Origin of the sequence: Pseudoxanthobacter sp. M-2 (assembly GCF_046156265.1) — a bacterium.
GTDB lineage: Bacteria > Pseudomonadota > Alphaproteobacteria > Rhizobiales > Segnochrobactraceae > CAMDHY01.
This window is the reverse complement of record NZ_JAWDIR010000011.1, coordinates 760,832-781,070: the sequence shown is the minus strand read 5'-3', so window position 1 is coordinate 781,070 and position 20,239 is coordinate 760,832. Positions and strand designations below refer to the sequence as shown.

The following is a 20,239-nucleotide window of genomic DNA, read 5'->3' as shown; positions in this document are numbered from 1 at the left end:
GACCGGCGGACGCCGGCGCGGCCAGATGCGTGGGCGCCGCCCGCCGGGGTGCCGAGCCGGCGAGCCCGATAGCCGCGGGGGGAACCGAAATGACCGAGGCGAACTGGACCGACGTCGGCAGCGTCGAAGAGCTCGCGGCCAAACCAGTGTCGGCGGTCAAGGCGGCCACCACCAGGCTCGCGGTGTCCTGCCGCGACGGCGTCTTCGGCGCCGTCTCCAACGCCTGCAATCACGTCGGCGGGCCGCTCGGCGAGGGCACCCTCGACGGTGACTATGTCGTCTGCCCCTGGCACCAGTGGAAGTTCCACCGCGTCACCGGCCGCGGCGAGCCGGGGTTCGAGGCGGACCAGGTCCCGGCCTATCCGGTGCGTGTCGAGGCGGGACGGGTTCTCGTCGACGTCGCCGCCGGCACGCCGCGCACGAAGTCACCTCATGAGCCGCACCCGCTGGAGCGGCCCGTCGTTCGCGCCCCCGGTCCAATCCGGGTCCTCGGTCTGTCGACCACCGCGATGGACGGGGGTGCGCCCCGCTATTCGGGGTCCGACGACCTCCTCGCCTCGGCCCTCGCCGCCGCCGCGGCGGACGGGTGCGAGACACAGCTGATCCGCCTGAACGACCTCTCCTTCGAGGCCTGCAAGGGCTACTATTCGAAGGCGGCGCACGCCTGCACGTGGCCGTGTTCCGTCACTCAGATGCGCCCCGAAGACGGTCTGACGCCGGTCTACGAGGCGCTCGTGCACTGGTGCGACGCCGTCCTCGTCGCGACCCCCATCCGCTGGGGTCAGGCGAGTTCGCTCTATTTCCGCATGGCCGAGCGACTCAACACCATCCAGAACCAGGTGACGATCCGCAACCGGGTGCTGATCCGCAACAAGGTCGCCGCCTTCATCATCGTCGGCGGCCAGGACAACGTGCAGGGCGTGGCGGGCCAGATGCTCGGCTTCTTCGCCGAGCTCGGCTTCCATTTCCCGCAGTTTCCTTATGTCGCCCACTCCCGCGGCTGGACGGCGGAGGACATGCAGAACAACGTCACAGCGGTGAAGAACTCCCGCCCGCTCCACGCCGGCGCCGGCGAACTGGCGGTGCGTGCCGCCGAACTCGCCCGCCGTCTCCTCGATGCCGAGGCCCGCGACCACGTCGCCCGCGGCGGCCGCAAGGCTCAGCCGGTCTGAGATCCGGCGAGGCGGCCGTCCGCCTCACTGGTACTCGAAGATCCGCCGGAAGATGCCCGGGGTGATCGACGAGATCGGATTGAAGGAGAGGGCCGGGTCGGCGATCGGCCCGTCGAGCTTGAAGGTGATGCCGAACAGGCCGCCGTCCCGCCCGCCGCCGAGGATCTCGCCGAGCACGGGAATGCGGCCGAACAGGTTGTTGATCGCGAAGATCGGGATGTAGGTCCCGGAGATCGAGATTCGGCCGGTATCGAGGCGCACGGTGCCGGTGGCGGTGCCGCCCGATCCGGGCCCGCGCAGGACCGCATCCTCGATCGAAAGCACGCCACCGGCGAGGCGGAAGTCGAGCGTCAGGCGATCGAAGCTCGTCGCCGATGCGGGAATCTGCGTCTGGCCGCCGCCATTGCCGCCATTGCGACCGCTGCGTCCACCACGGCTCTGGGCGGCCGTCTCGATCAGGCGTGCGAGCTTGGGATCCTCGACGATCTGGAACTCGCGGATGGAGGCACGCCCCTGCGTTCCCCCCTCCGTCATCCTCGCCTCGACCGTCCCTCGCCCGCCGCGCATCTTGCCGTAGTAGTCGAGGAATCGCAGGAGGCCACCGGCGTCACCGGACGTCACCGAGAGGGTGCGGGCGTCACCGTCCGGCTTGAGGGCGATCTGCATGTCGGCGCCGCCGATGCGCCCTGAGACGGTGACGCTGCGGGGACCACTTCCCTGCACGCGCGCCTTGGCGCGCAGACCGTCGATGCTGACGCCGTTGTAGCCGATAAGCCGCTCGAGCTGGGCGTCGACCTCGATCGGCATCGCCAGCTTGTCCTTACCGCCCTTTTCGGCCGCCCCCATCTGCTTGATCAGCCCGCGACCATCGAAGCGGGCGCCGCGGACCGTGATCGCGTAGGCGCCACCCTTGCCGCGCTGCACGTCCACCGATGCGCTGTCACCGGGACGCAGCGAGAAGGTCCCGAACGTCGCCGCGGTGAGGCCGCCCTTGGCATCGAGCGAAGCGGAGCCTGCGACGCGCACACCCTCGGACTGGAAGACGAGGTCACGGATGTCCTTGGCGCCGTCACGGCCAACCAAGCGGAACGTGGCGTCGGCCGCCACCCCGGCCCCCTTCGTCCAGCCGATTCCCGGGATCGTCAGGCTCGCCTTGGTGAGATCGACGATGATCGACTGGCCGTCCGCACCCGCGTCGGCGACCTCGACGGATATTGCCCCCTGCAGGATTCCGTCGAAACCCGGCGCCTGCGCCTTGAGCTCCTTTTCCGACAGCGTGAACGTCACGCCGCGCGTCGCTGCCCCGCCGCCCGAAGGCTGCACGACGTCGATGTTGGCTCGGATGCCGTCGATGACCGCTGTCCCCTTGGCCGACATTGTCGCCTTGTCGGCGACGATCGCGAGGTTGGCGTCGGCGATGCGGTGCCCGTCGATCGGCGTCGTGGAGGCGACGTCGCGCAGCGTCGCGTTCAGCGTCCAGGTCAGCTGGCTCATGTCGAGCCGTGCATCCATCGGGCCGTGCACCGAGAGCTCAGCCCGCGCCTCGCCGGACAGCGCCGCGGGATCGATCTTCAGCGCCGACATCGCGCGCATCGGGTCCGAATTGGCCAAGGACGCGAGTGCCGCAGCGGAACCGCTGATCGTTGCGGTGGTGGTGGTGACGAGCGGCTGGATGCGTAACTCGTCCACCGTGACCTTGGCCGGAGCCACCGTGGCGTCGCCGCCGACGGATGCGGCGAGCGTTCCTCTGGTCACGTCGACGGCCAGCGTCGGCCCGAGGATGTGACCTTGCCCGGCCGCTGCCGTCAGCGGCGGCAGGGACCCGACCATCCGCAGGGCACCGCCCTCGAAGCCGAATCGGATGTCCGCCGGCGGCTGGCCGGGCTCGCTGGTCATCGGGTCCGGATCGAGGTCGAGGGGGCCAAGGTCGACGTCGATGGTGCCGCTGACGAGGCGCCCGGCGAGGACGTTCTGGATCATCCACATGCGCGCCGGCGGCACGACCGGTCGCGGCCAGACGCGGATGAAAGTTCCGAAGTCGGTCGGAGACGTCACCTGAAAGAGCAGCCGGACCTTCGGCCCGCCTGGCCCCAGCACGATGCGACCCGAGCCTGCACCGCTTCCCGTTGCGGCCTTCACCTCGACGCGGTCGAGAGTGATGACGATGGTGCGCGGATCGAAGCTGCCGTCGGCCACGGCCGATTCGATCTCGACCGGCGTGCCGGGCACGTCGGGCGGCGCGAGAATGGCGCGCGGCATCGTCAACTGGAAGCGCCAGAGCGGGTCGGTTGCTGATGCGGCCGTCAGGGTACCGGCGATCAGCAACTGCCAGCCGTCGAACTCGAGCGGCGACGGATTGAGGGCGAAGTCATTGGTCTGCGGCCGCCAGACGAGGTTGGCCTGGGCCCGCGCGAGCTCGACCGAGGGCGCGTTCCGGACCGCGATCTGGCCGGGTCCCACATCCACGGTGAGCGAGGCTGCCGAAGCGCGTCCCTCGGAGCCGAATTCGGCGATGATTCCGGCCCCGACGACGAGATCGGGTGACACCAGCTGGGTCCCGAGCACCTCGGCGATGCCGATACCGTCGATCGAGGCGGCGAACCGCGTGCCGGCCGGCGTCGGGCTCCGCGAGATCGCGCCGGTCCACTTGCCGGTCCCGACCTGAGCCTCGGCCCGCACCTCGACGGACCCGCTGCCGGCCGCCTCCGCCCGGACGGACACCGCAGCCATCTCGAGCGCCGGCAACGGGTCGGGTCGGTCGAGGCGGACCCGGCCGTCATGCACCTCGATCAGTTCGACACCGTTCTGGGCCGCGACAAGCGCAACTCGTCCGAGTCGCTCGTCGATGTTCTCGAGCAGTTCGATCGGCTCCGGCTGGCCGAACTCCCCCGGCTGCAGAGGCGCGAGATCGACCGACGGACCCTCGATGATGAGCGCGTGGACGCGGACGCGCTGGCTGATCACCAGCGCATCGGCGTCGATGTCGATGACGATCGAGGGAACCTCGGCTTTCCCCGTCGGACCCTCGAGGCGGATGTCGTCGAGCTCGAGCACGATCCCCATCGACTGGCGCCACGAGAGCGACGCCGTGCCGACGCTGGCGGTTCCCTCGGCGCCGACGAGCGTCTGCAGGATCGACTGCGCCTCCCGGGCCGCCATGGCGATGCCGATCGGTGCCATCATCAGCCGGATGGCGATACCGGCAACGGCGAGGACCAGGAGTACGGCGATGATCGCGCAGGACCACGCGATGCGGCGTCCCCGCCGTCGCCGGCGTTTTGGGGCAACTGCGTGAGCCGGGCGCTGCTCCGCCAGGTCCCCCGGCGCGTCGTCGTGGGGTTGCGTCGGCGTCATCGCGGCTGCAGAAATCCGCCGCCGTTCACCTTGCGTATCGGCACCGCGGATGGTTCAAACGCCCCCTGAAAACCCAAGGACGCCCAGATGACCGCCATCGTGGAAGGCACGGCCGCTCCCGATTTTTCGCTGCCAACCGACGACGGCGGCGCGTTCCGACTTTCCGATCATAGAGGTAGTCCGGTCGTGGTCTACTTCTACCCCAAGGACGACACGTCCGGCTGCACGCGCGAGGCGGTCGACTTCACGCAGCTCGGCGGTGATTTCAAGGCCGCCGGGGCCGTGGTCGTCGGAATTTCCCCGGATTCGGTCGCGAGCCACAAGAAGTTCCGCGCCAAGCACGAACTCAGCGTCGTGCTCGCCGCCGACGAGGCGAAGGAGACGCTCGAGCGCTACGGCGTGTGGGCGGAAAAGTCGATGTACGGCCGCAAGTACATGGGCGTCGAGCGGACCACCGTGCTGATCGATGGGGCCGGCAAGGTCGCCCGCGTGTGGAGCAAGGTGAAGGTGCCGGGCCACGCCGAGGAGGTGCTCGCCGCCGTGAAGGGGTTGGCGAAGGCTTGACCACTCCCCCGCCGTCGCTCGCCGCTGCGGCGCGCACGATCGTCGCAACCGTCGATCCCGCGGGCAAGGTGGAGATGGCGACAGAGGTGGCCGCGTTTTGGCGCGCCCACCGGCTCTCCCTCGTCCGGCCCACCCTCGATCCCCCCGTCCCGGACCGCCCGGGGCGGCCGCCGCGGCCCTTGCTGCTGGCGCCGCGCGACATGCCGAAGCGCTCCGGCTCCGCAAGCGGCCGCATCGCCTACCTGCACGCCATCGCCCATATCGAGCTCAACGCGATCGACCTTGCCTGGGACATCGTCGGCCGCTTCGCCGATGCCGGCATGCCGCGCTCGTTCTATGACGACTGGGTGCGCGTCGGCGTCGAGGAGGCCGGACATTTCCGCCTGCTCGCCGCCCGGCTCGCCGACCTCGGCGCCGCCTATGGCGACCTGCCGGCCCACGACGGCTTCTGGCAGGCGGCCGCGGAGACCGGTCATTCCCTCGCCGCGCGGCTGGCGATCGTGCCACTGGTGCTCGAGGCGCGCGGCCTCGACGTCACGCCCTCGCTGATCGCCAAGGCGCAGGCCGAGGGGGACGTGGCGACGGCCGACATCCTGAAGACCATCTACGAGGACGAGAAGGGCCACGTCGCCGTCGGGGCGAAGTGGTTCCGCTTCCTCTGCGACCGCGAGCGCACCGCGCCGGAGCCACGCTTCCACGCGCTCGTGCGCCGCCATTTCCGCAGCCCCCTGAAGCCGCCCTTCAACGATCGCGCCCGATCGGAAGCCGGCCTGACGCCGGGCTTCTACCGCCCGCTCGAGACGATCCGCACCTGAATCTCAGGGGCTCGGCGCTGACGCCGCTTCGAGCTCGATCGCGGCGGCATCCACCGCCAGTGTGCGCAGCGTCCCCTCGTGGCGCTGGCGGGCGACCTGCAGGCCGAGCACCATCCCGGGGTCGTCCGCGGACAGCAGCGGGCCGCCGGAATATCCGTCCGGGGCAACGCAATCGGTGGCAAGCACAGCGGCGTCCTGCGGCACATGGCCGGTGACGAGGCAGTTCGCCAGCACGGTCGGGACGTAGGGCCGCCCCCGTCCGTACCCGACCGCCACCAGGCGCGTCCCGGTCGCCGCCGGCTCGCGCGCCAGCCGCAGCGGCACGATCGTCGGTGGTGCCGGCTCCGCCAAAACGATGACGGCATAGTCGGCTCCGACCGTCCCCTCCCCGGGCCGGTAGCCGTCAGCGACACGGTAGGAAGCGGCGCGGCCGTGGAAGAGATAGTCGCCGCGCGCGAAGCCGAGCAGGACGTGGATCGCCTCGGCCCTGAGGAACACCCCCGTTCGATCGTTGAAGACGCAGTGGGCGGCCGTCACGACGCGATCGGGCGCCACCAGCACGCCGGTGCAGCTGCCGCCGACGCTGTTGTTGACGCGGCCGATCGAGGACCACGGCGGGGCCGTCGCATCGACCGTCTCGCCGACAGCCGGCACGACAGCCTCGCGCGCCGATCCGGGTGCGCCGGCCATTCCCGCCGCGGCGATCGCAAGGACCGCGGCGGCTGAAACGAGCGGGCGCCGGGGCGTCCTCAATCGACGTCCGAGATCGCCTTGGTCTCGCCGCTGACGCGCTGGGCGAGCGCCGCCTCCATGAAGGCGTCGAGGTCGCCGTTCAGCACCGCCTGGGTGTTGCTGGTCTCGACGCCCGTCCGCAGGTCCTTCACCATCTGATAGGGCTGCAGCACGTAGGAGCGGATCTGGTGGCCCCAGCCGATGTCGGACTTGGTGGCCTCCGTCGCCATCGCCGCCTCCTCGCGCTTTTTCAGCTCGAGTTCGTAAAGGCGGGCGCGCAGCATCTTCCAGGCGGTCGCGCGGTTCTTGTGCTGGGAACGCTCGTTCTGGCAGGCGACCGCGATGCCGGTCGGCAGATGCGTGATGCGCACGGCCGAATCGGTCGTGTTGATGTGCTGACCGCCCGAGCCGGAGGCGCGGTAGGTGTCGATGCGGCAGTCGCTCTCGTTCACCTCGATCTCGATGGTGTCGTCGACCACCGGATAGACCCAGACGCTGGCGAAGCTCGTCTGCCGCCGCGCGTTGGCGTCGAACGGCGAGATGCGCACGAGCCTGTGCACGCCTGACTCGGTCTTCAGCCAGCCGTAGGCGGCTTCGCCCTTGACCTGGATCGTCGCGGACTTCACGCCGGCCTGCTCGCCGGCGTTCTCCTCGATGAGTTCCACCGACAGGCCGTGCTGCTCGGCCCAGCGCGTGTACATGCGCAGGAGCATGAGAGCCCAGTCCTGGCTCTCCGTGCCACCGGCGCCGGCGTGCACCTCGAGGAAGCTGTCGTTACCGTCGGCCTCGCCGGAAAGCAGCGCATCGACCTGCCGCTTGGCGAGGTCGGCCCGGAGCTGCCGCAGGATGTTCTCGGCATCGGTGACGACCGAAGCCTCCCCCTCCTCCTCGCCCATCGCGATGAGGTCGACGGCGTCCTGCGTCTCCCGCTCGAGCTGCTCGACGGCACCGATCTGGCGATCGAGGCGCTGCCGCTCGGTCATCAGCTTCTGTGCGCGCTCCGGGTCGTCCCAGAGCGACGGGGACTCGGCGGCGGCGTTCAGTTCGGCGAGGCGGATCTTGGCGCGATCCCAGTCAAAGATGCCTCCTCAGCAGGCTGATCGCCTGCTGGATCTCGTCGACGATCGACTCGATCTCTGCGCGCATGAAGAACCTTCTTGCGACCGATGGGTGGATGGATGGCGGACGCGGTCGCGCCGCCGGCAGCCGCCGGCGCCGAAGCGCCAGGCGGCCGTGCTCAGTGGTGCGTGCTCAGTAAAGGCCGCCGGTGCCGGAGTAAACCGCCCGCTCGGCCTCCGGCGACACCCGCCGGTTCTGCCCGCCGCCTTCGCCCGTGTAGGAGAAGTCGCTGACGATCGAAACGCCCTCCCCCGGAGCCGTGCCCGGCTTAAACGCCTCGATGACGACGTTGCCGCCGCTGCCCGATACGCGCTGCCCGGACGTGCGGTCGATCGGCACGAGCTTGATGCCCTCGGGGATGCGGAAGGCGACCGACGGCTTGTCGGCGAGCGCCTCCTTCATGAACTCGGTGAAGATTGGCGCCGCCAGGACACCGCCGGTCGCCCCCTTGCCCATCGGCTGGGGCTGGTCGAAGCCGATGAAGACGCCGGCGACGAGATCCGGCGTGTACCCGACGAACCAGGCATCCTTCTCCTCGTTCGTCGTGCCGGTCTTGCCGGCGATCGGCTTGCCGACCTGCTTCACGACGGTCGCCGTGCCACGCTGGACGACGCCCTCCATCATCGAGGTGATCTGGTAGGCACTCATCGGGTCGAGCACCTGCTCGGACTCGTCGATCAGGGTCGGCTCCGGCTGCTCGGCCCAAGTCTCGGCCACGCAGCCTTCGCAGATGCGCGCGTCATGCTTGTAGATGGTGTTGCCGTAGCGGTCCTGGATGCGGTCGATCAGCGTGGGCACGATCTTCTTGCCGCCGTTGGCGATGATCGCATAGGCCGAGGTGAGCCGCAGCACCGTCGTCTCGCCGGCGCCCAGCGCCATCGGCAGGTAGGGCAGCAGGTCGTCGTAGATGCCGAAGCGCTTGGAGTACTCCGCCACCAGCGGCATGCCCATGTCCTTGGCGAGCCGAACCGTCATCAGGTTGCGCGAGCGCTCGATGCCGAGGCGCAGTGTCGAAGGACCGCCGTACTTGCCGCCGTAGTTCTTCGGCGACCAGACGCGGCCCATGCCGTCGGCGATCGAGATCGGCCCGTCGACGATGACGCTCGCCGGCGTGTAGCCGTTGTCGAGCGCCGCCGCGTAGACGAACGGCTTGTAGGAGGAGCCGGGCTGCCGCCACGCCTGGGTGGCGCGGTTGAATTCGCTGTCGCCGTAGGAGAAGCCACCGACCAGCGCCAGCACGCGGCCGGTGTGGGGGTCCATCACCACCATGGCGCCCGAGATGTTCGGTACCTGACGCAGCCGCCAGATGTCCTCGCCCTCCTCCGGCACCTTCTCGACGTAGACGACGTCGCCCGGCGACACGGCCTGCGACATCTTGTTGATGCCGGCATAGGTGAACTGGTTCGGCGGCACGCGCCCGGACGGCCGTCCGACGAGCTTCTGCGGATCGGTGCGGTAGAGCATCCGCCGCTTCCATGACATCGTCGACAGCGTCACCCGGCCGGTATCGCGCTCGCTGGCGATGGCGCCGGACACCTCGACGTTAGGGCGCAAGCCGATGACCGCGTCCTGGTCGGACACCGACAGCACCACGGCGAGGCGCCACTCCGGCACGTCGATCAGCGGCGGCACCTTGGAGAGCGGGATACCCCAGTCACCGGTGGCGAGATCGACGCGCTCGACCGGGCCGCGCCACGAGCCGCGCTGCACGTCGAACTTCATCAGGCCGGCGTTGAGGTTCTTGCGCGCCAGCACCTGCAGCTTCGGGTCGAGCGTCGCCCGCACCGACATGCCACCGCCATAGAGGCCGCTCTCGCCGTAGAGCTGGTAGATGCGCCGGCGCACTTCCTCGGCGAAGTAATCGGTGGCGACGAGGTGCGGCCCGGTGTGGCGCGGCGTGACGCGCAGCGGCTCGGCTCGCGCCGCATCGGCGGTCGCCTTGTCGATGACGCCGTCCTCCTCCATCCGGTCGATCACCCAGTTGCGCCGCTCGATGGCGCGGTCGGGGAAGCGGAACGGATGGTAGTTGTTCGGCGCCTTCGGCAGCGCCGCCATGTAGGCGGCCTCGGCGACGGTCAGCTCGTGCACCGACTTGTCGAAATAGACGAGGGAGGCCGCGGCGACGCCATAGGCGCCAAGGCCCAGATAGATGTCGTTGAGGTAGAGTTCGAGGATCTTGTCCTTGGTGAACGCCGCCTCCATCCGCATCGACAGGATGGCTTCCTTGATCTTGCGGTCGACGGTCGGATCGTTGGTCAGAAGAAAGTTCTTGGCGACCTGCTGAGTGATGGTCGACGCACCGACCGGCCGGCGACCGGAGCCGCGGTTGCGGACGTTGGTGACGATGGCGCGGATGATGCCCGACGGATCGATGCCGTTGTGCTGGTAGAAGTTCTTGTCCTCGGCCGACAGGAACGCCTGCTTGATGAGGTCAGGAACCGCCTGGATCGGCAGGAACAGGCGGCGCTCCACGGCATACTCGGCGACGAGGCTGCCGTCGGCGGCGTGCACGCGGGTCATCACCGGCGGCTCGTATTTGCGCAGCGCCGTGTAGTCCGGCAGGTCGGAGCCCATCGAACTCACATACCAGGCGACACCGGCGGCGCCGATCAGCGCGAACACGGATCCGATCCCGAACAGGTATCCGATCGTGCGAAGAAGAAACGTCATCGCGTCAACTCGCGCTTCGAGGCCGGCGGCCAACTCGCTTCACGCCGGACGCCCGCGGGGGGGCATCCGATCACGTCATTCCGGCGCAGCGATCACGACCGTCTCGACCGCTTTCCGCAATCCGACCGCCGCATGCCTCACCGACCCGTTGCCCCAGCGCGTCAGTTACGACGCGGCCCTTTCGGAGGCAACCCCGCACCATCGGGGAGACAGCCCGGCTCACCGCGCAGCGGCCAGATCTCCCCCCTCGCCCGCCGGTCCGCGGACCGGGGCCGCGTCGTTCGCCGGAACTCCGCTCCCGACGACGACACTCTCCCCGTCCAGGGCCGGAGACGGTGCTTCGACAGCAGCAGCCCCGGCGCCGGATGCGGCGAGCCGCGGCTCGAAGAAGCCGCGAATCGCCTGAACCATCGCCTCGGCCGTGCCGTCGCGCCATTCCTCGGACAGCATCAGGGCTTCATCGTGGCGGTTGGTCATGTAACCGAGTTCCACCAGCACCGACGGCACGTCGTGGGCTCGCAGGACCCGGAAGCCGGCGTAGCGGTGAGGGTTCGAATTGAGCTTGGTGTGCCCCGCGATCGACGAGATCATCGCCTCCGCGGCCCGGTGCGACATCGTCTTGGTCTCGCGGCGGGCGAGGTCGATGAGGATGTCGGTGACATCGTCGGAGGTTTCGTCGAGATCGACGCCGGCGATCACGTCCGAGCGGTTCTCCTGCGCGGCAATGGCGGCCGCGTCGGCATCGGAGGCGCGCTCGGAGACGGTGTAGACGGTCGCGCCGCGAACATAGGACTGCGGCGCAGCGTCGGCGTGAATGGACACGAAGAGGTCGGCCGCGACCTGACGGGCGAACGCCGTGCGGTCGTCGAGGGCGATGAACACATCGTCGTCGCGCGTCAGCCGCACCTCGAACAGCCCCGTCGACTCGAGCTTGCGCTTGAGAAGGCTCGAGAAATCGAGGGTGATGTTCTTCTCCAGCGTGCCGTGCACACCGGCGGCACCGGTGTCGATGCCGCCGTGCCCGGCATCGAGCACGATCAGCGGCCGAACGCGGGCCTGGCGGAGGGCGGCTGCCGCCGCGCCGCCGTCGCTCTCTCGCGGCGTCGTGCGGGCGTCCCTCGCCCGCGTTGCCTCCGCCACGAAGGCCACTTCGTCGACGGCGACGAGGTCGATCACCAGCCGCGCCGGCTGCGCATCGACGGGGGGCAGCACGAACGCCTTGTCCACCGCGGCCGCACGCGCGAGGTCGATGACGACGCGCGACTTGCCGACGGCGAGAAGGCCGTAGCGCCAGGACGCGACGAGGCCACGGCCCTGACGGCCGGCTTCCGGACCAAGGGCGAAGCGCATCTGCGGAAGGTCGATCACGATCCGGTGTGGATCGGCGAGCGGAAACACCGCGAACCCGACCTCCGAGGTGAGGTCGACGACGAAACGGGTGCGCATCGCATCGCCAGCGATCCGCGCCGTCGTCGCGACGAGTTCTCTCGCCTCGGGTGGCGGCGTTGGCTCGCCGGCGTCGAAGGCCGTCGTTTGCCGTGCCTCCACACCGCCATTGTCCTGGCCCGCGACCCGGCTTGTTGCCGTCGCAGCGAGAATCACCAGGGCCAGAAATGCGAGGGTGCGCAGCATGCCAGTCCGCTGTCGGCGATCGGTGCCGTCGTCCGTTGATCGTTCATACCCGATAGGCGCACCCGCGTTAACCGCCGGTTGACCGGCTGTGGCTGCTATCCGGAGACGGCGCGCCGAACCGCCGTGCTTGCCAACGCAAACACCTGTTCGTAAATAGAGACGGTTGCGTAGGATGCACTTCACCTCTGCGCACCGATCCGCGACACGCGGCTCCGGTTCCGCAATCCGGTCGATTGATCGGTTCGCCCTTCCGGGTCGCCCCTCGCGCCCATTCTCCGCCGCGGATGACCGCCGGGCCAGCCACTCCTTCCGGAATGTTCCGGTAAGGATCTCGGACCAGCGGGCCGCGCTCCCAGCGACGGCCCCTTGCCGTCAGTCGCGGAGCGATCATCCCGTCGGACCGCCGACGGTGCGCCGCGAACCCGTTCGCCTGCACTGCAACGATAGCTGCCGCGGCACCCCTTCGGTGCACGGCGCCCCTGGGGAGAACGAGCGCCACGCTCGCTTTGTACTGGACGAATGACGCGCCGCCCAAGCCCGCTCCACGCACCCGAGCTGCCAGCCATCGCTGGCCGGCTCGCGTGGGCGACGCGCGCGCCCCGTCCGGTCTCCCCGCCCCCACACCATCCAGGATCCCGTCCCGGGATCGCCCCTAGAGCCGGCCCGCCGCGTGGCTGCACGCTCACATGCGTGCACAGCGGCCGCGGCCGTGGAGACTTCCCCCCATGGCAAACAAGATGCTCGTCGATGCAACCCACCCGGAAGAGACCCGGGTGGTCGTGGTTCGCGGTAGCCGCGTCGAAGAGTTCGATTTCGAATCCGCAACCCGCAAGCCGCTCCGCGGCAACATTTATCTAGCGAAGGTAACGCGGGTCGAACCGTCGCTGCAGGCCGCCTTCATCGAGTACGGCGGCAACCGCCACGGCTTCCTCGCCTTCAGCGAAATCCACCCCGACTATTACCAGATCCCCTTCGCCGACCGTCAGGCGCTCCTCGAGCAGGAAGCGGAAGACGAGCGGTCAGCCGCCGACGACCACCACGACATGCCCGAGGCCGCCGAGTCCGGCCCCATGGCCGAGGACACCCACGCCGAGCGCACCTCCGAGGCCGACACCAGCGACGACGGCGGCACCGTCGAATCCGTCGAGACGAGCGAGTCGGTCGAATCCGTCGGCGCCGAGGACGCGCTCGAGGAGGTGCCCGAGCGGCGCCCGCAGCGGATGCGTCGCTCCTACAAGATTCAGGAAGTGATCAAGCGCCGGCAGGTCATGCTGGTGCAGGTCGTCAAGGAGGAGCGCGGCAACAAGGGTGCGGCGCTCACCACCTACCTCTCGCTCGCCGGCCGCTATGCCGTGCTGATGCCGAACACCGCCCGTGGCGGTGGCATCAGCCGCAAGATCACCTCGGCTGCCGACCGCAAGCGCCTGAAGCAGATCGCCACCGACCTCGAGGTGCCGGAGGGCATGGGCGTCATCCTGCGCACAGCCGGCGCCAATCGCACCAAGGTCGAGGTCAAGCGCGACTTCGAATACCTGCTGCGTCTGTGGGAGAGCGTCCGCGAGCTGACGTTGCAGTCGGTAGCGCCGACGCTCGTCTACGAGGAAGGCAGCCTGATCAAGCGGTCGATCCGCGATCTCTACAACAAGGACATCGACGAAGTCATCGTCGCCGGCGACGACGGCTACCGTGAGGCGAAGGACTTCATGCGCATGCTCATGCCGAGCCATGCCAAGAACGTCCAGCCCTACCGGGAAGCCTCGCCGATCTTCACGCGTTTCGGCGTCGAGGCGCAGCTCGACGCGATGTTCTCGCCGCAGGTGACGCTGAAGTCCGGCGGCTATCTGGTGCTGCACCAGACCGAGGCGCTGGTCTCCGTCGACGTCAACTCCGGCCGGTCGACGCGCGAGCACAACATCGAGGACACCGCCCTCCAGACGAACCTTGAAGCCGCCGACGAGGTGGCGCGCCAGCTTCGGCTGCGCGATCTCGCGGGCCTCATCGTCATCGACTTCATCGACATGGAGGAGAAGCGCAACAACCGCGCCGTCGAGAAGCGCCTGAAGGAGGCCCTGCGCACCGACCGGGCGCGCATCCAGGTCGGCCGCATCTCCCACTTCGGCCTGATGGAGATGTCGCGCCAGCGCATCCGCACCGGCGTCGTCGAGAGCTCCACCCAGGTCTGCCCGCACTGCTTCGGCACCGGCGTCGTGCGCTCCACCGAGTCGGTCGCCCTGCACGTTCTGCGCGTCATCGAGGACGTGCTCTTGAAGAGCGCCGCCAACAACCTGCACGTCCGCTGCCGAACGTCCGTCGCCCTCTACATCCTCAACCAGAAGCGCCGCCACCTCGCCGACATCGAGGGGCGTTTCGGCGTGACCATCACCATCGCCGCGGACGAGAGCCTCGGCACGCAGTTGCACGCCATCGAGAAGGGCGAGCCGGCGACGCGCCCGGTGCAGGCGCCGACGCGCCCGGCCGACAGCTTCGTGAAGGTCGATTCGATCGAGCCGGAAGACGAGGACGTCGACGTCGAGGAAGACGAGGAGCAGGTCGAGGAGGCTGTCGCCGAGACGACCCGTCCCGAGCGGCCGCAACACCAGCCATCGCAGCCGCGGCAGGCTGCCGCGACGGCAGAGGGCGAGGCACCGCGTCGCCGCCGCCGTCGCCGTCGGCGGCGGGGCGGCGACCAGAACGGCAACGGCAACGGCAATGGTAATGGCGACCGTTCCGATCACGCCGAACACGATGAGCAGCATGAGGCGGATGGCGGCAACGACGCCCCCGAGATGACGGAGGGCACGTCCGCTCCCGACACCGCACCGTCGCCGTGGGCCCAGCCCGCAGCAGAGGCAGCCGCAGACGCCGAGGCCCCGCAGGCCGACGCGCAGGCGAGCAAGACCGGTGCCGCCGAGGCGTCGTCGTCCGGCGAGGAGCCCCCCACTGACGCCACCGAGGGCGATAGCGGTGAAGACAAGCGCCGGCGCCGCCGTGGTCGCCGTGGCGGCCGCCGCCGGGCCGAGGACGAGAGCGCAGCCGAGGAGGCGGTGAGCACCGACGGGGCCGCCGTCGAGACCACTGACGCCGAAGCCACCGCTTCCGAGACCACCGTCCACGAGACGGCCGCGGCGGAGCCGCAGCCGGAGCAGGCGGAAACGCCCGCCGCCGAGCCGACGTCCCAGGTCGAGCCGGTTGCGGCTGCTGCGGAAACGCCGGAGACGGAGAGTGTCGAGGCGCAGCCGGAACCGGCGGCACCGGTGGAGGCGGCCGCGCCACAGCCGGCCGAAAGCGCCCCCGCGGTTGCCACCCCCGAGCCCGTCGCCGCCCAGCCGGCCCCCGAGCCGGACGACGGCCGCCCGAAGCGGTCCGGCTGGTGGCAGCGGCGCTCGTTCTTCTGAGCGGGCACGAGCGTCAGAGCGGCGAGCATCAATGCCGGCTCTCCCCCACCGGGAGGGCCGGCATTGTCGCGGGAACGCCGTGCTACCGCCGCATTTCCTCTCTTCGGTGCTCGCGGCGACGCAGCGAGGTGCGAAGACGAGGCGCGGATGGGGGTAGATCGCCTTTTCCGGCGATGGCGCACGGCCTGTAGCAGCCTCTTGAAGGCTCGCCGGACCGGTTTCGCCGGTGCCGTGCTTTCGGCCATCGCCGCTGCGAACCTCATCGCGGTACCGGCGCACGCACAATCCGGCTCGATTCCCCTCGTGCGCGACGCCGAGACCGAGGGCCTGTTGCGTGACTATCTCGCGCCGATCCTGAAGGCGGCCGGATTGCCGGGCGGCACCACAGAGGTCGTGCTCATCAACAAGCGTGACTTCAACGCCTTCGTCGTCGACAGCCGCCGCATCTTCATCAATGTCGGGGTCATCACCGCCTCGGACACGCCGAACGAGGTGATCGGCGTCCTCGCGCACGAGACCGGCCACATCGCCGGCGGCCACCTGGTGCGCATGCGGGACGCAATGGCCAAGGCGCAGGTGATGGCGGCGATCGGCATGATCCTCGGCATCGGCGCCATGGCCGCCGGGGCGGGCACCGGCAGCGGCGAAATGAGCCAGGCCGGCATCGGCATCGCGGGTGCCGGCATGCAGACCGCCCAGCGCAGCTTCCTCGCCTACCAGCGCGGCGAGGAGGAGTCGGCCGACCGCGCAGCCCTGAAGTATCTCGAGAAAACGAAGCAGTCCGCCAAGGGGATGATTCGTGTCTTCGAGCGCTTCGCCGATCAGCAGTTGCTGTCGGCGCGGTTCGCCGACCCCTATGCCCAGAGCCACCCGATGCCGCGCGACCGCATCGCGCAGCTGGAGGAGCGAGCCCGCAAGAGCCCCTTTTTCGATGCGGTCGACCCGCCCGCCTTGCAGGCCCGCCATGATCTGGTGCGCGCCAAGCTGATCGCCTTCACGGAGGCGCCCGCCGCGGTCGCGCGCCGCTATCCGGCCGCCGACCAGAGCCTGCCGGCGCAGTATGCTCGCGCCGTGCTCGCCCACCGCATGCGAGACCTGCAGGGCACCCAGCGCCAGCTCGACGCGCTGATCAAGGCGCAGCCGAACAACGCCTTCTTCTGGGAACTGAAGGGGCAGACGCTCCTGGAGAACGGCCGCCCGAAGGAGGCGGTCACGGCGCTGCGCAAGGCGGTGTCGCTGGCGCCGAACGCTCCGCTCATCCGCACCATGCTCGGCGAGGCGATGGTCGCATCCGGCGACCGGAAGCTCGCTGACGAGGCCGTGGGGCAGCTGAACCGCGGGCTCGCAACCGACACGCTCGGCGGCTTCTCCTATCGCCAGCTCGCCACCGCCTATGCCCAGCGCGGCGAGATCGGCATGGCCGACCTCGCCACCGCCCGCGGCCTGATGGCGGAGGGCAATGTCGATGCCGCCCGCCGCTACGCCGCGCGCGCCCAGACGAAGTTGAAGCCCGGCTCCCCCGCCTGGCTTCAAGCCGACGACATCGTGTCGTATAAGCCGCCCAAGCCCTGATCTCGCGCAGAGCCGGCACGGTCCCCGGTCTCTGCATTTCATTTTGGACCGACGGAAGACTTCATCATGCGCGCATTCATGGCCGCCGTCGGCGCCATCGTCCTGGCCGCCGGCGCGGCACTCTCTCTCGCCGGACCCGCGGCCTCGCAGACCGCCGATACGCCCGCGCCTCTCGACCGCGCGGGTGTCGAGACCATCGTGCGCGAATATCTGCTGGCCAACCCGGAGATCCTGCAGGAGGCCTTCGCTGCGCTCGAGCGCAAGCAGGCTGCCGAGCAGGAGGCGCAGCGTGTCGCCGCGATCACCGAGCAGCGCGACATCATCTTCAATTCGACCCGTCAGGTCGTTCTCGGCAACGTCGACGGCGACGTCACCCTCGTCGAGTTCTTCGATTACAACTGCGGCTACTGCAAGCGCGCGATGGGTGACCTCGTGCGCCTCCTGAAGGAACACCCCGACTTGCGCGTCGTCCTGAAGGAGTTCCCGGTGCTCGGCCGCGGTTCCACGGAGGCGGCACAGGTCGCGATCGCCGTCAACGAGGTCGCCCCCGAGCGCTATCTCGACTTCCACATCGCGCTTCTCAGCCACGAGGGCCCGATCGACCGCGCCGCGGCCCTCGACGTCGTCGAGAAGCTCGGCCTGCCGCTCGACAAGATCTCCGAGGTGATGGCCGGCCCGATCGTCTCCGAGACCATCGAGGAGGTCTACGGCCTCGCCAATGCACTCGGCATCAACGGCACGCCGTCCTACGTCATCGGCGACAAGGTCCTCGTCGGCGCTGTCGGCTACGACACCCTCGCTGCCGATGTGGAGGACGCATGCTCCGGGACGACCAGTTGCTGATCGGTCGTTCACACGACGTCCGCAAGCCCCTATAAGCGGCGCACCCGAGGGCGGCCCACCGGGCCGCGCCTCGCGTTCTGCCCAGACAACAAGCGCGGCTTCGGATGGCTATACCGGTCCTCGTCCTCAACGGCCCCAACCTCAACCTGCTCGGCTTGCGTGAGCCGGGCATCTACGGCAGCGCAACGCTTGCCGACATCGAGGAGCTCTGCCGCCTCACCGGCGAGCGACTCGACCTCGAGGTGGACTTCCGGCAGTCGAACCACGAGGGCGAGCTGGTCGACTTCATCCATGCCGCCCGCACGACGGCGCGGGGCATCGCGATCAACGCGGGCGCCTATACCCACACGTCGATCGCTCTCCATGACGCGATCCGCGCCGTGGCGCTGCCGACCGTCGAGTTGCATCTTTCAAATGTGCACGCTCGCGAAAGCTTTCGTCACCATTCTTACCTCGCACCGGCTGCGACGGGCGTGATTTGCGGGTTCGGTCCCCGCAGCTACGTGCTCGCGCTGGAAGCGCTCGCCGGCATTCTCGCCGGCTGACCAGCGCCGACTGACAGAGAGATCCATGTCCAACGCCAAGCCAACCATCGATTCGGCCCTCATTCGCGAGCTCGCGGACCTCCTGAAGGAGACCGAGCTCACCGAGATCGAAGTCGAGCAGCCGAACCTGCGCATCCGCGTTTCCCGTGCCGCGCCGGCGGCCTCCGCGGCGGTGACCGTTCCCGTCGCCACCGCAGCGCCCGTGGCACTCGCCCCCGTCGAGGTCGACGCGCACCATCACCCCGGCGCGGTCAAGTCGCCGATGGTCGGCACCGCCTATCGCGGCCCCGAGCCGACGGCGAAGCCCTTCGTCGAGGTCGGCGACCGTGTCGCCGCCGGCCAGACCCTGCTCATCGTCGAGGCGATGAAGACCATGAACCAGATCCCGGCCCCGCGGGCCGGCACGGTGACCGCGATCCTCGTCGAGGACGGCCAGCCCGTGGAATACGGCGAGCCGCTGGTCATCCTCGAATGACGATGTTCTCGAAGATCCTCATCGCCAATCGGGGCGAGATCGCGCTTCGCGTCCTGCGCGCCTGCAAGGAGCTCGGCATCGCCACCGTGGCGGTCCACTCCACGGCCGATGCCGACGCCATGCACGTGCGCCTTGCCGACGAGAGCGTCTGCATCGGCCCGCCGCCCGCCCGCGACAGCTACCTCAACATCCCCTCCCTGCTGGCGGCGTGCGAGATCACCGGCGCCGACGCGGTCCACCCGGGCTACGGCTTCCTGTCGGAGAACGCCCGCTTCGCCGACATCCTCGCGGCCCACGGCGTCGCCTTCATCGGTCCCTCGCCCGAACACATCCGCATCATGGGCGACAAGATCGAGGCGAAGCGCACGGCGATGCAGCTCGGCATCCCGGTCGTTCCCGGCTCCGACGGTGCGGTCACGTCCGAGGTCGAGGCACGCCGCATCGCCGCCGACATCGGCTATCCAGTGCTGATCAAGGCCTCGGCCGGCGGCGGCGGCCGCGGCATGAAGGTGGCGCACACGCCCGAAGACCTCGAGGTCGCCCTGGGCACGGCCCGCTCCGAAGCGAAGGCCGCGTTCGGCGACGACGCCGTCTACATCGAGAAGTACCTCGCCAAGCCCCGCCACATCGAAATCCAGGTCCTCGGCGACGGCAACGGCAACGCCGTCCACCTCGGCGAACGCGACTGCTCTTTGCAGCGTCGCCACCAGAAGGTCTGGGAAGAGGCATTGTCGCCGGCTCTCAACGAGAGCCAGCGACAGGAGATCGGCGAGACGGTGGCAGCCGCCATGCGCAAGCTGCGCTATTCCGGCGCCGGCACGGTCGAGTTCCTCTACGAGGACGGCGAGTTCTACTTCATCGAGATGAACACGCGGCTGCAGGTCGAGCACCCGGTCACGGAGATGATCACCGGCATCGACATCGTCAACGAGCAGATCCGCGTCGCCTCCGGCTCGCCGCTGTCGATGCGCCAGTCCGACATCACCTTCAACGGCCACGCCATCGAGTGCCGCATCAACGCCGAGGACCCGCGTACCTTCGCCCCCTCCCCCGGCCGGATCTCCTACTTCCATCCGCCCGGCGGCCTCGGGGTGCGCGTCGATTCCGGCGTCTATCAGGGCTATGTGATCCCGCCCTACTATGACAGCCTGATCGGCAAGCTGATCGTACACGGCCGCAACCGCGTCGAGTGCATGATGCGGCTCAGGCGCTGCCTCGACGAGTTCGTCGTCGACGGCATTCGCTCGACGATCCCACTGTTCAGGGCCCTCGTCGACGATCCGGACATCGCCAACGGCGTATACGACATTCACTGGCTGGAGAACTGGCTCGGCTCTCACGATTGACGGGC

14 protein-coding genes are annotated in these 20,239 nt (G+C 69.2%); 9 read left to right on the top strand and 5 right to left on the bottom strand.

Annotation, left to right across the window (positions count from 1 at the left end; translation table 11 throughout):
* The first annotated feature begins 89 nt into the window (after positions 1-89).
* Positions 90-1,172 (top strand): Rieske 2Fe-2S domain-containing protein, encoded by a 1,083-nt coding sequence (locus RUR49_RS08640; RefSeq protein WP_409145956.1) that lies wholly within the window; start codon positions 90-92, stop codon positions 1,170-1,172.
* 24 nt (positions 1,173-1,196) lie between these two features.
* Here RUR49_RS08640 and RUR49_RS08635 read toward each other — a convergent pair whose 3' ends face one another.
* A complete protein-coding gene (locus tag RUR49_RS08635; RefSeq protein ID WP_409145955.1) occupies positions 1,197-4,355 on the bottom strand; it encodes an AsmA-like C-terminal region-containing protein in 3,159 nt (1,052 codons plus the stop codon).
* A 258-nt stretch (positions 4,356-4,613) separates the two neighbouring features.
* Here RUR49_RS08635 and RUR49_RS08630 point away from each other — a divergent pair, with 258 nt between their 5' ends.
* Both RUR49_RS08630 and RUR49_RS08625 read left to right on the top strand, forming a co-directional pair.
* Positions 4,614-5,090: a peroxiredoxin gene (locus RUR49_RS08630; RefSeq protein WP_409145954.1), complete on the top strand. Its 477-nt coding sequence runs from the start codon at positions 4,614-4,616 to the stop codon at positions 5,088-5,090.
* Complete coding sequence (locus RUR49_RS08625; protein ID WP_409145953.1) at positions 5,087-5,905, top strand: ferritin-like domain-containing protein; 819 nt, start codon at positions 5,087-5,089, stop codon at positions 5,903-5,905. Before RUR49_RS08630 ends, RUR49_RS08625 begins: the two co-directional genes overlap by 4 nt.
* A 3-nt stretch (positions 5,906-5,908) precedes the next feature.
* Here the strand turns inward: RUR49_RS08625 and RUR49_RS08620 are convergent, their stop codons facing one another.
* From RUR49_RS08620 to RUR49_RS08605, 4 genes are all read right to left on the bottom strand, one after another.
* Positions 5,909-6,559, bottom strand: a complete 651-nt coding sequence (locus RUR49_RS08620) for a trypsin-like serine peptidase (RefSeq protein WP_409145952.1) — start codon at positions 6,557-6,559, stop codon at positions 5,909-5,911.
* 95 nt (positions 6,560-6,654) lie between these two features.
* Positions 6,655-7,783 (bottom strand): peptide chain release factor 2 gene (gene prfB, locus RUR49_RS08615; protein WP_409145951.1). Its coding sequence is split into 2 segments (ribosomal slippage): positions 6,655-7,713 and positions 7,715-7,783, totalling 1,128 coding nucleotides; the frame shifts between segments, so codons are not numbered across the junction.
* 105 nt (positions 7,784-7,888) lie between these two features.
* Entirely contained in the window at positions 7,889-10,426 is a 2,538-nt protein-coding gene (locus tag RUR49_RS08610; RefSeq protein ID WP_409145950.1) for a penicillin-binding protein 1A, read from the bottom strand.
* Between the two features lie 219 nt (positions 10,427-10,645).
* Positions 10,646-12,058 (bottom strand): N-acetylmuramoyl-L-alanine amidase, encoded by a 1,413-nt coding sequence (locus RUR49_RS08605; RefSeq protein WP_409145949.1) that lies wholly within the window; start codon positions 12,056-12,058, stop codon positions 10,646-10,648.
* Between the two features lie 725 nt (positions 12,059-12,783).
* Between RUR49_RS08605 and RUR49_RS08600 the strand changes: the two genes are divergently transcribed.
* The 6 genes from RUR49_RS08600 to accC all read left to right on the top strand — a co-directional run bounded on the left by RUR49_RS08600 (position 12,784) and on the right by accC (position 20,234).
* Positions 12,784-15,453, top strand: a complete 2,670-nt coding sequence (locus RUR49_RS08600; protein WP_409145948.1) for a ribonuclease E/G — start codon at positions 12,784-12,786, stop codon at positions 15,451-15,453.
* Positions 15,454-15,651: 198 nt separating this feature from the next.
* Positions 15,652-17,025 carry a M48 family metalloprotease gene (locus tag RUR49_RS08595; protein WP_409145947.1) on the top strand — a complete coding sequence of 458 codons (1,374 nt, stop codon included), beginning with the start codon at positions 15,652-15,654 and terminating at the stop codon, positions 17,023-17,025.
* Positions 17,026-17,091: 66 nt separating this feature from the next.
* Positions 17,092-17,868, top strand: a complete 777-nt coding sequence (locus RUR49_RS08590) for a DsbA family protein (protein ID WP_409145946.1) — start codon at positions 17,092-17,094, stop codon at positions 17,866-17,868.
* Between the two features lie 104 nt (positions 17,869-17,972).
* Positions 17,973-18,413, top strand: a complete 441-nt coding sequence (gene aroQ / locus RUR49_RS08585) for a type II 3-dehydroquinate dehydratase (protein ID WP_409145945.1) — start codon at positions 17,973-17,975, stop codon at positions 18,411-18,413.
* A 25-nt stretch (positions 18,414-18,438) separates the two neighbouring features.
* Positions 18,439-18,888, top strand: coding sequence for an acetyl-CoA carboxylase biotin carboxyl carrier protein (gene accB / locus RUR49_RS08580; protein ID WP_409145944.1), 450 nt, complete (start codon positions 18,439-18,441; stop codon positions 18,886-18,888).
* A 2-nt stretch (positions 18,889-18,890) separates the two neighbouring features.
* A complete protein-coding gene (gene accC / locus RUR49_RS08575) occupies positions 18,891-20,234 on the top strand; it encodes an acetyl-CoA carboxylase biotin carboxylase subunit (protein ID WP_409146362.1) in 1,344 nt (447 codons plus the stop codon).
* The last annotated feature ends 5 nt before the right edge of the window (positions 20,235-20,239 follow it).

Excerpts from the sequence above, each read along its gene's own strand:
- RUR49_RS08640 (WP_409145956.1), top strand. The coding sequence starts at position 90 with ATGACCGAGGCGAACTGGACCGACGTCGGCAGCGTCGAAGAGCTCGCG.
- RUR49_RS08635 (WP_409145955.1), bottom strand. The coding sequence starts at position 4,355 with ATGATGGCACCGATCGGCATCGCCATGGCGGCCCGGGAGGCGCAGTCG.
- RUR49_RS08630 (WP_409145954.1), top strand. The coding sequence starts at position 4,614 with ATGACCGCCATCGTGGAAGGCACGGCCGCTCCCGATTTTTCGCTGCCA.
- RUR49_RS08610 (WP_409145950.1), bottom strand. The coding sequence starts at position 10,426 with ATGACGTTTCTTCTTCGCACGATCGGATACCTGTTCGGGATCGGATCC.
- RUR49_RS08605 (WP_409145949.1), bottom strand. The coding sequence starts at position 12,058 with ATGCTGCGCACCCTCGCATTTCTGGCCCTGGTGATTCTCGCTGCGACG.
- RUR49_RS08600 (WP_409145948.1), top strand. The coding sequence starts at position 12,784 with ATGGCAAACAAGATGCTCGTCGATGCAACCCACCCGGAAGAGACCCGG.
- RUR49_RS08590 (WP_409145946.1), top strand. The coding sequence starts at position 17,092 with ATGCGCGCATTCATGGCCGCCGTCGGCGCCATCGTCCTGGCCGCCGGC.
- aroQ (WP_409145945.1), top strand. The coding sequence starts at position 17,973 with ATGGCTATACCGGTCCTCGTCCTCAACGGCCCCAACCTCAACCTGCTC.
- accB (WP_409145944.1), top strand. The coding sequence starts at position 18,439 with ATGTCCAACGCCAAGCCAACCATCGATTCGGCCCTCATTCGCGAGCTC.
- accC (WP_409146362.1), top strand. The coding sequence starts at position 18,891 with ATGTTCTCGAAGATCCTCATCGCCAATCGGGGCGAGATCGCGCTTCGC.